A 13,500-nucleotide genomic window follows, 5' to 3' on the forward strand; every position below is an offset into this window, starting at 1 on the left:
ACTCACTATAAACAGTGGATAAATAGCTTAGAGGGGGTTAATCAATAACTCCCGCTTTGCTAAAACTTGCCGTAATAGTAAGCCTGACGAATCTGGGTTATCGGTTTGCTCTAAATTATGCGCAATACAAAACTCATGGTGTAATGCGTCATCTAAATCAAATGAATCAAACGCTTGAACACTCAATGGTTGCTGCTGTTTATCAATAATGCTTTTCACCATTCTTAACGACAATGGTCGCTCGACCACCTGATTCAAACTTGCAAATGCGGTTAGTGCAATCACTTTGTCAAAAACACTGAACAAGGCTAAAGTTTGTAACTCATCGGGATCTATCTTGGAAGGAGAAGCTTGTTCATTAGCTAAATAAAGCTTTGCCATGACTGCCTGAGTAATATCTTCATTCAATTGCCAATAGCCCTCAACAAGACTGCGATACGGCTCTTGCAGTAACTCCAAATTGGCTTTCAAATAAAAAGCGAGTGAATAGCGATAAAGATTGTCGTTCCCCAACCTAATTAAGGCATCCTTAAAGGTGCGATGTTTTGACTTAACCACGCCTGCATTCTGCGCAGTATTAGCTCGCATTAACAGATGAGCAGCAAGTGCTGGGTCAGTAGCAATAAGCTCAGTAATACCTTGAAGCTCAGCGGATTGGTCTATCGCTTTTTTGAGTGCAGTCAGTACACCACTACGAGCCAGAACATGCTCTTCATCAGCAATAATTGCCGATACTTTGCGATAAACCTCTTGCTCCAAACCCGTCATGATAAGTGTGTTTCCTTTATGGTTTTGCATTGAATTTATTCATAATGATAGCAGCCAAGTCAATATCGAGAAACAAAGCTAAGTATAGAATCCACCTTCTGAAGAAGGTGGCTTTCATTCAGCCCCCTAAAAGGGGGCGTTTCAGTTATTTTGTAGCCTCAGTAGCATCTATGAGTAATGATATTTAAAGCCGTTGAAAACATGGATGTTTTCGTCGAGCCCACAGGAATGTGCTTGCTGCGTGCTTTAAATATCATAGCATAGCTGAATCAACCTCAAGCTGGCATGCCATACAAACAAAGATACAGGCAACCCTAATTGATGATAACCACCTACTGAAGTAGGTGGTTTAGGGCTGAAAACAAAAAGGCCAGTCACCTTAGGTCACTGGCCTTAAGCGAGCATCATGATAACTTAGAAGCGGTATCCAGCGGTTAGCCTAATCTCACGGCCAGAACCAGGATAATAACCATTACCCCAAGATGAATAGTAACCTGCACCGATATACTCTTCATCCAGTAGATTGTCCACTCTCAAACTACCTTGCCAATTGTCACGGCGATAATTAAGCGCAAGATTCGTCAGCACGTAGCTGTCTAGCTGTTCGTCCACATTGGCATTATCACCTTCTATGTAACGCTCGCCGGTATAGCTGGCTTCAACAAACATTTGTAAGTATTGGTTGAAGTCAAAACTGATGAAACTGCGGCCACTGTGTTTGGCCACCCAAGATAACGCCTTACCTTCATTGCTACCTTCAACAAATTCGGCATCAATATAATTATACTCAAGCCCCCATAGCCAATCTTTAGCGAAGCTGAGTTCATACTGACCATTTAAGCCATAGCGTCTAGATGCATCGGCATTAACATTCGCACCATCAAAACCTCCACCAATCGGCTTTTCAGCACTTGGGTCAAACACAATTTCATCTTCTAAATCGAGGCGGTAGGCATTAAGGCTAAGTTGGCTATTACTTATCTGCCAATCCCAACCAAGTTCGTAAGAACGACCTGTTTGTGGATCTAAGCCAATGGTACCCGGTGAGGTATAAGCTTGTTCATCCACTTTGGCAAAGCGGAAGTTATCATCTGCGCGTACATAAAAACGATGTGCGGCACTAGGACGGTAATTTAAACCTAACTCAAAGGCATGAGCACTCTGATCAAGTTCAACCCCTTGAGGATATACACTGGCATCGACTAATTCATCTTCAGCCTTGGCATAGCGGCCACCGACCACATAGGATAATTGCTGAGTTAATGGTGCAGTCACTTGAACATAAGCACTGGTTTGTGTTTGTTCGTTACTACGAGACATGGATAAAAAGTCCGCTTTACCCAAGTTAATATCGACACCAGTCACAAGGGTTAACTCGCCAGCATCCAATTGGTAATTGGCCACCGCTTTAGGATTAATACTGAATAATTGACGCTCAATTTTACCGGGCGAGCCCCACTGTACGGTGTCTGTATCAGTATCGGCATAACTGACATCTACACCCAGTGACCATTGTTGATTAAGCTGATATTGATAACCACTGCGTAGCGCCGTGGTTTTCTCGTGCATGAAATCACCCACATTGAATGGGTTAGCTTGACGTGGATTTTCTGCTAATTGTTCAGCAGACAGCGCACCAGGGGTTTGGCGGTCATTATCGTAATAGCTCGACTCAAAGTAAAAGTCTTGATTTGTATCTTGATACTGCAGGCGGCCAAGTACATTGGCGGTTTTCTGCTCATTGTTATCACGGTAATTATCAGAGGTTAAATAACTGCCCGCCAAGAAGTAACGCCAGTTTTCATTAATGGCACCACCAAGGTCAAACTTACCTTGATAAGTATCATAAGTACCGCCAGATAACTCAATTCCACCACCACTGCCTGTCGGCGCTTTAGTGATAATATTAATCACACCACCGACGGCTTGATCGCCGTATAACACCCCTGCACTACCAGAAAGAAGCTCGATGCGTTCAATGTTCACTAGCGCAATTGAATCTAAGCTTGGCGCTGAGATGTCTATATTATTTAAGCGGCGGCCATCGACCAGTATCAAGGTGTTATTTGCTGCTTGAGAAGCGCTAAAACCACGCATTGCAAACACGGGGCCTGAATTATTATCTGACACTTGAATACCGCTTGTGTTACGTAATAATCCGGCGAGATCAGTTGCACCACTCATTTCAATATCTACGGCATCAATCACTTTGACATTAGCGGCAATATTAATGGCTTGTGCATCATTACGGCCAATAACAACCATATTTTCCATGGTAGTTTCAGCAGACTGAGTTGAATCTTGTTGAACTTCTACTGCCGCGACATTGTTAGCGCACAGCAAAGCGAATACGGCTATCGCCGCACCTGTTGGTTTAGTTCCCATTTACCTTTAACTCCTAAAAGGAAAAATGGGGCAGTGTTGTCGTAAACATTACCCTGTTACCGACTTGGCCACAGGAAATAACATTTACACTTCGAGATCTGCCCACCGAAATCATCGAAATCACCTTAAGGGCCGGTCTCCGGACTTTGGCTGTATTAATATTTAGTGCTAAAAACTAAAGATTAACTCAGTGCGCAGTTTTCACGTCTAAACGCCTTTGCACTTCACCATTTACCGTTGCGGGGGCAGTAACAGAATTACACTGTTTTCCCGATTATCCAATAACCTATGTTATCGGCACCACCAAAGGTTGACTGTTATATGTCATTGCTGCAATGCAGCAGCGCGGGATTATAGCAAGAAATGAAAAGCGCAGAACAAAAGATTGCGTAAGGTTAGTATTATTCACTTAACGCTAAACGCTAAACAAGCATTAGGCGCTGTTTTCACTTTTGTCAGTAAACCAATTGAATAGGATTAAAGGCAATCGGAGAAGTTGCTCTGTGGTTGCGAAGTTAATCCAATCTGAATTGTTGACTCATTTGATTTAATTGAAAAGGACTCACGAAAAAGAGATAAGTGGACAATGCAACTTAATTTATGAAATAAGCCAACGGCTTTGAACTAACAAATTCTACTCTTGCGCCATGAATTGACGGTAGTTGTCTTTAGTTAAAGGTGGGGTTTCGCTTGAGAAGATTTCGCCGCGCAGCGATTTATGAATAAGGTACAAATCATCGCTACCACTCACCACTGTAAAGTAGCCCATCTCGCCCTTGAGCGGAGAAGTAAAATTGCGTTCAACAACTATCGAGGCATGATGAATGTTTGGCATACGGCTACAACCTAATAAACCATGTACCGCTTCTAAACCATCGACTTTAGAACTGCCCAGTTTTTCATACACAACATCGCCTTCGCAAAATTCTTGATATCGGTCAGCCATCGAATCTAAAAAACGCTCAGGGCTAATGTCATTGGCCATGCCTTTAAAGCCTTGCATACACACAAGACCTGACCAATCATTAAGCCTTTCATCAGCAGGAATGAATTCAGCCATGAACATATCCCCTTGGATCTCATGAAATGCGAGCTTCCACGTCAAAGGGGGTAAAAAGCCGAACTTACGGGCAAACTTACTCAGTTGCTGAACATTTTTAGGCATGGCAACAGAATCAGCACCCTCGGTTTGACCGACAGAAGGAATGACTTTGTGAGTATAAATATCACTAGACTGGAAAAGGGATTGAGCGTCAATTGCGCAAATGGGCGATGAGAGGCTTAGACAAATAAGCCCTGTACACAAAGCGAATGCCGTGTTTGTCTTCATCTATTTCGTCCTTGTTTAGCGCAACTGTTTCAATGTTATAAATGTGTAATTAAAGCATATCCTATCCCGAACTGCTTGAATAAAAAACTGTTTTTTTATGGAACAGCTGTAAATATCCCCTTACTTTGCTTAGACCCTTACCTTTCCTCAACAAGTTTGAATACATACCAGTTAGATTTACACGCTGAAATGTAGCTAAAACATATCGAGTTCACCGTCCTGCTATCATATTGTCACTGCCCAGATTGAACCATTAAGCAATAAAAAACCGCCTGAAATAAGGCGGTTTAAAAACTGACGCTTTTCAATAATAATGTTGAATTAGCCTAACTCTTCATCATCTAGGTCATCTTCAAAATCATCAGCTTCATCAACACTGGCTTCAGCAGCAATCGCATCGGCAACTGACTTAGCCTTGGCCTGTTTAGCGGCTTTACGGTCGTTACGCTCTTTTTGCGTCGACATAAAGCCTTGTAGCGTTTGCTCGCCCCACTGATTAGCTTCCGCTTCAGTGGCAAAACCATCTTGGCTTTTTGACACAACCGTTTTAGTCGCTGTCATTTTGCGAGTGATCTCAGCTTTCCAGCCATCATTTTCTTGGCTAACGCGAACACCGTACTTCTTTGATTGTTTCATTCTCATTCCTAAAATACGCCAACATGCGGTTGGCTGTTGTGCCATAAAGCAATAACGTCATGGCAGACAATATCAATTACTCTGCGTGCTTTACCATTTGGTTCTTGCCCACAATCATCATTTCGCACTTCTGGCAGTCAAACACCAACTTAAGTTGATCTTTACCTACATCTAAGAACATAGGTTCAGCTTTAATCCCTTCCACTTCTTTGGGGCATAAATTAAAGCTAAATCGCAGACAATGTTTAGTCACCATTAATGGTGCGTCATGCAAAATCTTGTTTTTCTCATAGGTGTCTTCAATTTGAATCACACCATGTTGCTCGTAGAACGAGCGCGCTTGCTCATTTGCGACATTAGATAAAAAGCTTAACGACTTTTGCGGGAATGCTGCGCTAGCATCATACTCGCCTCGCAAAGGACGTTGGTATCCAGCAAGTCTGTTGGCGGTAAGCTTTTCAATGGCTGCTCGGCGCAGTTCATTTATTTGAGCAGCAGGCAAAAACCACATTTGCTCAGTTTGAATATTCGCTTGATGCAACACAAAATCTGTCGCGCCTAACTTAGCCAATTGCTTTTTCAAATTAGCTGCCGTTTTCGCTTGGTCATTGGCGGGTTCTTTGTCGCAATTTAATTCAACCGTTGCAGTAAAGCCATGGTGATCTGACATCGTTAACGCCAACCCTGACGGTGTATCAGTTAGCAACGCATCAACCGCTATTTTACGTTTGGCCGAATCTTTGTTTAATGCCAGTTCAAACTTATGGTCAAAGTTACGGAACATCATCACACCGGGCTTTAATCCTTTTGGCATTTCGTTGAAAAACAGTAGATTGCCATCGGCACGATTAACCCGTACACCAGCTAATTTATCATCAGACAAGCGTTGGGTCTCAAAATGCTCAACGAAATAACACAAGCCATCACCGTTATTAAAAACAATATCTTTGCCTGCATCTTGCGGATCAATTTCGATAAAATCTTTGCCTAAGCGCTTAATACGTCCAACCTTTTCACCAATAAACTTTGGCGAACTAAAGTGCTCGATGCTTTGTGTTCGTTGGTTAACAAAGTAATCCGTTTTACCACGGTTAAAGCTCTTATCTGGGTCGGGAGTAAAGTTAAATTCACTGCGCCCATGAGAAATGGCCTCTAAGTCTTGGCGCTTATCAATAATCGCATCTAACTGCTGACGGTAATGCGCGGTCACATTCTTCAAATAGGTGATGTCTTTTAAGCGACCTTCAATTTTAAATGACGTCACACCAGCATCAATCAAGGCTTCTAGATTATCAGTCTGGTTATTATCCTTTAGCGATAACAAGTGCTGATTCTCAGCTAACACATCGCCTTCTCGGGTCGATAAATTACAAGGTAAACGACACATTTGTGAGCATTCACCACGATTAGCACTGCGGTTAGAATAGGCATGGCTTAAGTTACACAGGCCACTGTAACTGACACATAATGCACCGTGAATAAAGTACTCCAACTTCATGCTGGTACTGTCAGCAACCTGTTTGATTTGTGCAAGGTTAAGCTCACGGGCAAGTACCACCTGAGAAAAACCCACTTGTTCTAAAAACACGGCTTTTTCTGGGGTGCGGTTATCCATTTGGGTACTGGCATGCATGGCTATGGGGGGTAAGTCTAATTGCAATACGCCCATATCTTGAATGATCAGCGCATCAACACCGGCATCGTATAAATCCCATATTAGCTGTTTTGCTGCATCTAATTCATCATCCATTAAAATGGTATTGAGCGCGACAAACACTTGCGCATGATATTGGTGGGCAAATTGCGCCAATCTGGCAATATCTTGCACACTGTTACCGGCATTATGCCTTGCACCAAATGCTGGGCCGCCAATATACACCGCATCGGCACCATGACGGATCGCCTCAATACCATAGTCGGCATTTTTCGCAGGCGCCAACAATTCTAATTGGCGTTTACTGCCGTCTGCTGTCGGCGTCATTTTTGAATTATCCAAATCCAGCTCGCGAGACTCTTGAGCAGGCGTTTGGAAGGTTGCAGGATTAAACGTTTCTACAGAAGCCATAGGTTTATTCATCGTAAAAAGACAAAAAAGTGCGTCAACATGGTTTGTTGACGCACTGTGTAATCACACCATTTTAGCAAACTTTAAAGTAAAGTTGGCTTAAAAATATGCAGATTAGATAAATAAATCTTTAATGTTTTTCAAATCAGACTTACCTTCAGATATTTCTTCTGCCGTTAACCCAGAAACTTCATGAGGAAATACAAGCCACTCTTCAGATTCATGGATAAAGTAATCCGGCTTTAAACCAACTTTAGTATTTTTAGGTTTATAGTATGGGCAGGCAATACGGATGTCTTTTGGCGTGTTTAAACGCATAAACTTATTCAGCTTACCAATCAACGCATCGACACTACGGCCTGAATCAAACACGTCATCCACGATTAACAAGCCATCATCTGCGTTGGCATTTTCAATAATGTAATGCAAACCATGAACCTTGATATTTTTATCTTGCTTGTCAGTACCAATGCCATAGTAAGAAGACGTACGCACGGCAATGTGATCTGTATCGACTTTCTTGAAGTCAAAATATTCTTGTACTGCAATACCAATCGGGGCACCACCACGCCAGATCCCAACGATGAACTGTGGTCTAAAACCACTTTCATACACTTGAGCTGCTAAACGGAATGAGTCTTCAAGCAACTGCTGCGCGCTAATATAATGTTTATCTGACATTGATGTATCCCCCGTGATTTTATTGCGCTGAATTCTATATCAAAAGTGACCAACTTGCTGCTACAGACATAATAAAATGAATAGAATTTTGCAATTTTGGGCGCTTTTTAACACAAGACCCCTTATTGGGAGCGCCAGCGACATAGTGATGACATAACCAGGACATAAGCAGTTAGCCGATTTATTGCTTTAGTGGATAGCTTTTTTAACAAAACACAACCAAAAATCACCTCTTTAGGTCATTTATAAACAGAATCGTTCTTTTTTCTGATATGTTACTTTGGTTTAGCCAGCAGGTTCAATTTAGGTTACCCTGCCTTACTTAAGCTTTCGCTAAACCAAAACAAAAGCCAAACCTAAACAAGAACAAGCGCTAAACAACATTTTAGAACACTAAAATCATAAATTTGCACGGAATGCGATAATGACAACCACTCACCCACTCGCGCTACCCTTACTCAATATTCACGCCAAAGGGGGCTATACCGCTAAACTTCGCATCGGTAGTCAACAGGCTGAGGTTAACCTGATTGTTGATACCGGCAGTAGCACATTAGTTGTGGGACAGCTGGCTTATCATCCACAAAAAGATCAATCATTAACCGCCACAAGTTTAGCGCAGGAAGTGATCTACGGTATTGGCGGCTGGGATGGTCCAGTCATCCATACTGACGTCACTATCGGTGACGGTGTGTTAGCCATAACCATGGAGCAATGCCCTGTTGCTGTTGTTTCATCATTGGGCCAGCGCAAAACCTTTGGCGATGCCAATGGTATTCTCGGTCTAGCTTATCGACAGTTAAACCCAAGTTATGATTTAAAAACCTACCTTGAAGAACATGGCCATCAACCGGCAGTCACTTACCCTTGGCCTTTTTCTGAACCCGGTTCCATCTGCGCAATAGACAGCCATGATTCTGACAACGCACATAATCACTTCAACAGTGAAGATTTGGTCCGTTTTAAAGACTTTATCGATGATTACCCAGAGCAAGATATTTTGCCCTATTTCACCGAACTTGAAACCCAAGGACTTTGCGCCAATCGCTTCAGTTTTTATTCTCAGCGCTCCAGTATCCATTACGCAACACCGCACCCGACACCGGCACAATTAAAAGCAGACCCGCTCAATCAAGGCTGGCTAATATTAGGCGGCGGCAAAGAACAAACACACTTATATCAGGGTGAATTCAAGCATATTAAAGTTGAGCATAATGTGCATTACAACGTCACCTTAGTCGGCATTAAAGTGGGTAATTTTGATGTGATTAACGCAGCTCCCCTTAAACCAGAATATGAGTATTTCTTAACAAACGCCATTGTCGACACAGGCGTCAGCGGCATTATGTTGACAGATGTATTGTTTGAAGGACTCAAGCAAAACCTCGAAAGCCTTCATCAACAAGGGATAATGGGTGTCACTCAAAAGCAAGATTACCTCAAGCTTATTGCCCCATTTGTCGATTTAGGGGCGCAAGATGTCGGCATTGATGCTGATTTACTCGATTTAAGCCAATGGCCTGACATTCAATTTATCTTTAAAGGCCATCACGAGTGCGACGGTCAAGGAGCACCCGATGATCATCACGCTGAAGCTGACTCAGAAAGTGAACCCGAGCCTATCATCTTAACCTGTAAACCACACGATTATTGGCAACTCAACACCCCAGCCAAAGGCAAGGCCTGCTTTAAAATCATTGGCAAATTGGCGAACTGGGGCAATCAAACACTGGTAGGTTTGCCCTTACTTAACAACTATTACGTGATTTTTGATCGAGAAGAGCATGAAACCGGCGTGATCCGTTTTGCAGAGCAAAAACCGATGGCGAATAAACAGGCGCACGGATGAAAGAGTTAACATCACCCATGGATTACCAATTCACCACTGAACGACTCAGCATGCGCTTAATGGAGCAGCAAGATTTCGATGTATTTCAACGTCTATATTCAGACCCGAAAACCATGCGAAAAATCTGTCCGCCACTGGCAGAAAGCAAAATTCACAGCGCATTTGAAAAGGCACTCAGTAATAATCAACAGCCAATAAAGCGCCAATGGATATGGGCGATTAGCCATCAACATAAGATCATCGGCCTGCAAAGCTTAATGGCACAATCGACCAAACCAGACTTTGCCGATATTGGCATGATGTTATTGAGAACAGCAAACGGTAAAATGTTTGCAGAAGAAGCAACCACAGGCTTAGTCGAAATGGGCTTTAATCGGCTTAAATTCAAACGCATTTACGCCCACTACGATGCAACTAACCTTGCTACACACCGTATTACACGTAAGTTAGGCTTCGTATTCAAAAAAGACATACATGCCCAATCAAAACCAGCAATAGATGACAAAGAAATAAGCTGTTATTTACAGCAAAAAAATGACTAAAAACAACTGCCAAATCAATTTAATAACTGTTAACCTAATAAGCTGTTACAACATGTGCGCAACAGAGTTTACATGTAAGGCAACAAAGGTCATGTGCTTAAACCAAACATGAACACCAAGCCATTACATAGCAATAAATCAACATAGTAAGTACATAGCAAGCAACTAACCTGACAAGTAATAAGCATAACAAGCAGTAAGGCTTTCGGCCTTAGCAAAAAATATAGAAGACACCCTGATGAATGGAAGCTTAGTGTGTGTTGGCCTAGGAATGACCTTAGGCGCACATATATCCCCTATTGCCAAAAGCTACATCGATAATGCTGATGTCGTGTTTTCTGGCGTATCCAATGGCATCGTTGAATTATGGCTGCAAGAAATGCACAGCGATGTACGCAGCCTCCAAAGCTTCTATGAGGAAGGAAAGTCACGCAATACCACTTACCAACAGTGGGTTGAAGTCATGCTTGAACAAGTTAGATTAGGCAAAAAAGTGGTCGGTGCCTTTTATGGTCACCCAGGGGTATTTGCCAAGGCGCCCCATGTTGCAATTGAACAAGCCAAAAAAGAAGGCTTTGACGCAAAAATGCTACCAGGCATATCTGCTGAAGATTGTTTGTATGCTGACTTAGGCATAGATCCTGGTCGTGTGGGCTGTCAGCACTATGAAGCCAGCCAATTTATGTTTTATCGCCGTAATATAGACCCATCGGCTTATTTAATCTTATGGCAAATTGGCGTTGTTGGTGATACCAGCCTCAGCCGCAAAACCACAGGTCAAGCTCATAGAGCTTTACTAGTGGAGTTATTAATGCAGCATTACCCACCCGAACACGCTGTAACCTTATATGAAGCTGCGGTTCTGCCCATAGATAAAGTCCGCCAGCAAACCCTAACATTGAATGAATTACCCAATGCGGTCATTCACCAACATACTACCTTGGTCATTCCTCCTGCAATCGATATGAAAGAGAACCAAGAAATATTGGCTAGGTTAGCTCAAATTGAAAACGACATAGATAACAACACCAATGCGATATCTAACAATGCGTCATCAATAGCAATACAAGCAAAAGCTTAACAAATTACTGGTATTTTAACGTTGCAAAGTTAAGTGGCATTTGCAAAGGAACAATCACGAAAGTGGTTAATTTAAGGAGAAAACATGTCAAATATTATTCAACTGCTAGAGCGTATGGGGCAAGATGCCAACTTACAAACCCAGCAACAACTTTCCAGTGAAATCGCATCATCGGATATTAGCCCAGCGCTAAAGCAAGCCTTGCTTGAACAAGATACCGTAAGCCTAGAAAAACAATTGGATGTTTGTCCAGATGTACAATGCCTTATGCTACCTGCTGAAGACGAGAAACCAAAAGATGATAAAGAGTCAGACAAAAAGCCAGAGCAAGATTCTGAGCAGTCTATTCGTCATTGTGCATAATTAGATAATAAGTAGTCGAAGGTAAATTTATACATGGTACGAAAATGGATTAAAGGTATCTCACTTACCTTCGCACTCTTTTTTTCATTTACGTTGAATGCAGACCATATTGATCAGCTGCTTAAACGTGCCGATGATATCCGCAGCAGCAATCCAGCCACATTCCAAGAAATTCTATTTGAACTAGGTAGTCAAAAGCCTTCTTTTTCTCCACAACAACATAACTATTACCAGTACTTACTTGCCTACCAAAAGTCCTTCATTGGAGATTTTGCTAGTGCAATACAATTATATAAAGAATTAGCAGATGGAGAGGACATTCCTGCAGAAATTCAACTTCGTGCAAATATGTCATTAGTAAATATTTACGCAATTTCAAAGGACTGGAATAATGGGTTAGAACATTTATTAAATGCCCAGAAAGCTATACCCAATATTAACAACTTGGATTTACTGACACACATAAACATGACAAATAGTCTGTTTTACAATCAGATGGGCCAATATGAATTGGGACTAAACTATGCAGAGAAAGTAACGAAAGTTACTCAATCAGGGCGCCCTTACTGTATGGCACTGATGTTAACTGCTGAAGCCAAGTTTAAGCTTGGCAAATTAGAAATTAATAACTCTCAGCATAATCAAACTGTTTTAGCCTGCGAACAAGCACAAGAGCCAGTTGCATTAGCTGCTATTTATACAATTGAAGCGGCACAATTAATCAGCAACAACCAATATCAAGCCGCGTTAACGTTACTTGAAACTCACCAGCAGATGGTTGATTCAACAAAGTACCCTCCATATCTAGCCTACTTTTATAGCTTATTATCACAGTCTCATTTGGCAATGGGTAACCATCTTGAGGCTCAAACCAGCGCTGAAAAAACCTTATCTCTGGCAGCAACCTTAGGCAGTTCGGAACCCGAAGTGATAGCCAATCAAGTGCTCTATAACTTAGCCGAGCAAAATGGTGATACCGTCAATGCTCTGAAATATTACAAACAATACGCTGAAGCTGATAAAGCCTATTTAGACGATATAAAAACCAAACATTTGGCATTCCAGTTAGCACAGCACCGCGCTGCCGAGCAGGAAAACAGTATCGCCCTGCTGCAACAACAAAATAACTTACTCATTTTGAAACAAAAAATCACCAGCGTTGAGGCTGAGAATAATCGTCTATTTATCACGTTGTTGGCGGTATCTGTATCGGTACTGTTACTGATGATTTTTAGGGCTAATACCACCCAGAAAAAACTACGTACACTGGCGCAAAATGATGGTTTAACCGGTTTATTTAATCGTAGACACTTTACTCAACAAGCCAATTTAGCCATTAAAAAATGTGATAATCAGCGACAAGTAGGTAGCTGTATATTATTCGACCTCGATAAATTTAAATCTATCAATGATACTTATGGCCATGAAACTGGCGACTGGGTACTAAAGAATGTCGCGAAACAATGCAAAGCCATAGTACGTGATAACGATATTTTTGCCCGGATCGGTGGTGAAGAGTTCTGTTTATTTTTACCAAATTGTAATCTAGAAGATGCAGCTGCCATTGCAGAAACCTATCGACAGCAATTAACGGAAATAGATACTCAAGGGTCAGGTTATGAATTTACTATTAGTGGTAGTTTTGGCGTCAGTGATTTCACCACATCAGGCTCAAGCTTAGAAAGGTTAATTGCCGATGCCGACGCCGCTATGTATGCAGCGAAATCATCAGGAAGAAATAAGGTCTGCTTAGCTTCTAGCTAACTTAACTTATCGGCAAATTCGTAGCCCTTAAAGGGT

At 42.0% G+C, this 13,500-nt stretch carries 11 protein-coding genes and 1 riboswitch; of the genes, 5 read left to right on the forward strand and 6 right to left on the reverse strand.

The annotated features are described in order from the left end of the window. Positions 1–27 precede the first annotated feature (27 nt). The 6 genes from ACHUGF_RS02040 to ACHUGF_RS02065 form a co-directional block, all read right to left on the reverse strand. Entirely contained in the window at positions 28–768 is a 741-nt protein-coding gene (locus ACHUGF_RS02040; protein ID WP_394129102.1) for an HDOD domain-containing protein, read from the reverse strand. A gap of 414 nt (positions 769–1,182) precedes the next feature. After that, entirely contained in the window at positions 1,183–3,153 is a 1,971-nt protein-coding gene (locus ACHUGF_RS02045; RefSeq protein ID WP_394129103.1) for a TonB-dependent receptor, read from the reverse strand. Positions 3,154–3,266: 113 nt separating this feature from the next. Further along, a riboswitch (cobalamin riboswitch) is annotated at positions 3,267–3,473 on the reverse strand. Positions 3,474–3,787: 314 nt separating this feature from the next. Further along, positions 3,788–4,483 (reverse strand): hypothetical protein, encoded by a 696-nt coding sequence (locus ACHUGF_RS02050; RefSeq protein ID WP_394129104.1) that lies wholly within the window; start codon positions 4,481–4,483, stop codon positions 3,788–3,790. A gap of 321 nt (positions 4,484–4,804) precedes the next feature. Next, positions 4,805–5,119 (reverse strand): DUF3622 domain-containing protein, encoded by a 315-nt coding sequence (locus ACHUGF_RS02055; protein WP_394129105.1) that lies wholly within the window; start codon positions 5,117–5,119, stop codon positions 4,805–4,807. 76 nt (positions 5,120–5,195) lie between these two features. Continuing rightward, complete coding sequence (locus tag ACHUGF_RS02060; protein WP_394129136.1) at positions 5,196–7,100, reverse strand: peptidase U32 family protein; 1,905 nt, start codon at positions 7,098–7,100, stop codon at positions 5,196–5,198. 198 nt (positions 7,101–7,298) lie between these two features. Continuing rightward, positions 7,299–7,865: a phosphoribosyltransferase gene (locus ACHUGF_RS02065; protein WP_394129106.1), complete on the reverse strand. Its 567-nt coding sequence runs from the start codon at positions 7,863–7,865 to the stop codon at positions 7,299–7,301. 424 nt (positions 7,866–8,289) lie between these two features. Between ACHUGF_RS02065 and ACHUGF_RS02070 the strand changes: the two genes are divergently transcribed. The 5 genes from ACHUGF_RS02070 to ACHUGF_RS02090 all read left to right on the forward strand — a co-directional run bounded on the left by ACHUGF_RS02070 (position 8,290) and on the right by ACHUGF_RS02090 (position 13,464). Beyond that, positions 8,290–9,714 carry a pepsin-like aspartic protease gene (locus tag ACHUGF_RS02070; RefSeq protein ID WP_394129107.1) on the forward strand — a complete coding sequence of 475 codons (1,425 nt, stop codon included), beginning with the start codon at positions 8,290–8,292 and terminating at the stop codon, positions 9,712–9,714. Continuing rightward, positions 9,711–10,256, forward strand: coding sequence for a GNAT family N-acetyltransferase (locus tag ACHUGF_RS02075; RefSeq protein ID WP_394129108.1), 546 nt, complete (start codon positions 9,711–9,713; stop codon positions 10,254–10,256). Before ACHUGF_RS02070 ends, ACHUGF_RS02075 begins: the two co-directional genes overlap by 4 nt. A gap of 238 nt (positions 10,257–10,494) precedes the next feature. Further along, a complete protein-coding gene (locus ACHUGF_RS02080; RefSeq protein ID WP_394129109.1) occupies positions 10,495–11,337 on the forward strand; it encodes an SAM-dependent methyltransferase in 843 nt (280 codons plus the stop codon). Positions 11,338–11,421: 84 nt separating this feature from the next. After that, on the forward strand, positions 11,422–11,700 hold the full coding sequence (locus ACHUGF_RS02085) for a hypothetical protein (RefSeq protein ID WP_394129110.1): 279 nt from the start codon (positions 11,422–11,424) through the stop codon (positions 11,698–11,700). Positions 11,701–11,733: 33 nt separating this feature from the next. Then, the gene (locus tag ACHUGF_RS02090) at positions 11,734–13,464 is read left to right on the forward strand and encodes a tetratricopeptide repeat-containing diguanylate cyclase (RefSeq protein WP_394129111.1); all 1,731 of its coding nucleotides are present in this window, start codon (positions 11,734–11,736) and stop codon (positions 13,462–13,464) included. Positions 13,465–13,500: the final 36 nt, after the last annotated feature.

This window comes from Shewanella maritima (assembly GCF_043643735.1).
GTDB lineage: Bacteria > Pseudomonadota > Gammaproteobacteria > Enterobacterales > Shewanellaceae > Shewanella > Shewanella maritima_A.

Excerpts from the sequence above, each read along its gene's own strand:
- ACHUGF_RS02040 (WP_394129102.1), bottom strand. The coding sequence starts at position 768 with ATGACGGGTTTGGAGCAAGAGGTTTATCGCAAAGTATCGGCAATTATT.
- ACHUGF_RS02090 (WP_394129111.1), top strand. The coding sequence starts at position 11,734 with ATGGTACGAAAATGGATTAAAGGTATCTCACTTACCTTCGCACTCTTT.
- ACHUGF_RS02055 (WP_394129105.1), bottom strand. The coding sequence starts at position 5,119 with ATGAAACAATCAAAGAAGTACGGTGTTCGCGTTAGCCAAGAAAATGAT.
- ACHUGF_RS02060 (WP_394129136.1), bottom strand. The coding sequence starts at position 7,100 with ATGACGCCGACAGCAGACGGCAGTAAACGCCAATTAGAATTGTTGGCG.
- ACHUGF_RS02075 (WP_394129108.1), top strand. The coding sequence starts at position 9,711 with ATGAAAGAGTTAACATCACCCATGGATTACCAATTCACCACTGAACGA.
- ACHUGF_RS02050 (WP_394129104.1), bottom strand. The coding sequence starts at position 4,483 with ATGAAGACAAACACGGCATTCGCTTTGTGTACAGGGCTTATTTGTCTA.
- ACHUGF_RS02045 (WP_394129103.1), bottom strand. The coding sequence starts at position 3,153 with ATGGGAACTAAACCAACAGGTGCGGCGATAGCCGTATTCGCTTTGCTG.
- ACHUGF_RS02080 (WP_394129109.1), top strand. The coding sequence starts at position 10,495 with ATGAATGGAAGCTTAGTGTGTGTTGGCCTAGGAATGACCTTAGGCGCA.
- ACHUGF_RS02085 (WP_394129110.1), top strand. The coding sequence starts at position 11,422 with ATGTCAAATATTATTCAACTGCTAGAGCGTATGGGGCAAGATGCCAAC.
- ACHUGF_RS02070 (WP_394129107.1), top strand. The coding sequence starts at position 8,290 with ATGACAACCACTCACCCACTCGCGCTACCCTTACTCAATATTCACGCC.
- ACHUGF_RS02065 (WP_394129106.1), bottom strand. The coding sequence starts at position 7,865 with ATGTCAGATAAACATTATATTAGCGCGCAGCAGTTGCTTGAAGACTCA.